Source organism: Gemmatimonadales bacterium, assembly GCA_030697825.1.
GTDB lineage: Bacteria > Gemmatimonadota > Gemmatimonadetes > Gemmatimonadales > JACORV01 > JACORV01.
Genome location: JAUYOW010000160.1, coordinates 1 through 1,396 on the forward strand (window position 1 = coordinate 1; position 1,396 = coordinate 1,396).

Annotated in this window: 2 protein-coding genes; one reads left to right on the forward strand and one right to left on the reverse strand. The window is 66.1% G+C overall.

The features are described 5' to 3' along the window. Positions 1-844, forward strand: an 844-nt coding sequence (locus tag Q8Q85_08810; protein MDP3774353.1) for a LytTR family DNA-binding domain-containing protein, incomplete at its 5' end; no start/stop codon positions are given. On the opposite strand, the gene Q8Q85_08815 is transcribed toward Q8Q85_08810, so the two are convergent. Further along, the coding region (locus Q8Q85_08815; protein MDP3774354.1) for a thioredoxin fold domain-containing protein at positions 786-1,396 on the reverse strand (611 nt) is incomplete at its 5' end. The genes Q8Q85_08810 and Q8Q85_08815 overlap by 59 nt on opposite strands.

Sequence of the window (1,396 nt, forward strand, 5' to 3'; positions counted from 1 at the left end):
CCTCGTGCAAGCGCTTGCCGTGATCCCTGGGTGCACGGTGACCGTCTTGGATGATTTCTCCTCCGGCAAGGAACGCGTCGCGGTAAAGAACGTGGAGTATATCGAAGGCTCTATCGTGGATGACGAGAAACTGGCGCGCGAGCGGTTGCGCGAGCTGATCGCCGACATCGGCGGCTACACCGTCGTCGGTCAGGCCGCCAACGGCGCCGAAGCGGTGGAAATGACCGCCGAGTTCAACCCCGACGTGCTGCTGATGGACATCCGCATGCCGGGCATGGACGGCCTCGAGGCGGCCATGCACCTGATGGGCATGGAGCACCCGCCGAGCGTGATCTTCACCACCGCCTACGACCAGCACGCGCTCGACGCGTTCGAGGTCAACGCCGTGGATTATCTGCTGAAGCCGATCCGCAAGGACCGGCTGGCGCACGCGCTCGCCAAGGCGCGCAAGCTCACCGTGAAGCAGCTCAAGGAGGTGAACCAGGCGCGCGAAGAGGCGCCGGCGCGCACCCACGTCAGCGTGCACATGCGCGGCAACATCCGTCTGGTGCCGGTGCCCGATATCATGTATTTCGTCGCCGACTCGAAGTACGTCGTGGCGCGCGCGGCCGCCGAGGAACATCTGATCGAGGATTCGCTGGTGAACCTGGAGAAGGAGTTCGGCGAGCGCTTCCTGCGCATCCACCGCAACGCCTTGGTCGCCACCGGCTATATAAAAGGTCTCGAGAAAACCCCGGCCGGTACCTGGCAGGTGGTGCTGCGCGGCGTGGACAAGAAACTCGACGTCAGCCGCCGGCACGCCGCCACGGTACGGCGCTGGGCGCGCAACCGCCCGCTGCGTTGACCTGCGCGCAGGACAGCGTGCGCTGCCGGTGCGCGGTGGCGGTCGCCTGCTCGATCGCCTGTTCGAGATACCCAAGATAGAAATCCGGTGTGCCGTAGCCGAACAACTGCGGCGCCAGCTCGCGCCCGGTGGCGTCGTACAGCCGGATCACGGGCGTGAACGCGACCCGCTCGCGGCGGGCGAATTCCCCGTGGCTCGTGCGTTGCCCGGTGAAATCCGTCAGCGGCGCGCCGCCGCCGACCTCGACCACACGGATCAGCAGCCGTCCGCGGTAATCGCCGCGGACGTGCATCGGGCGCAGGTAAAGGTTTTCCACCTCGCGGCAATACGGACAGGACGCGTTGGTGAAAAACACCAGAATCGGCGCGCGCCCGGCGCCGTCGGCGACAAAATCGCGTGCCGGCGGCAAGCCCTCGGCCGCTGTTTCGGCAACTGCTCCCGGCGTTGCTCTACCTCTGCCCTCCAGGGACGGAGTAATGCCGCGTGAGGGCCTGGATGACTCGGAGCGGCCTCCATCCATGAAGTCGTCGGTCAAGCTCAAGACGGCTTCTT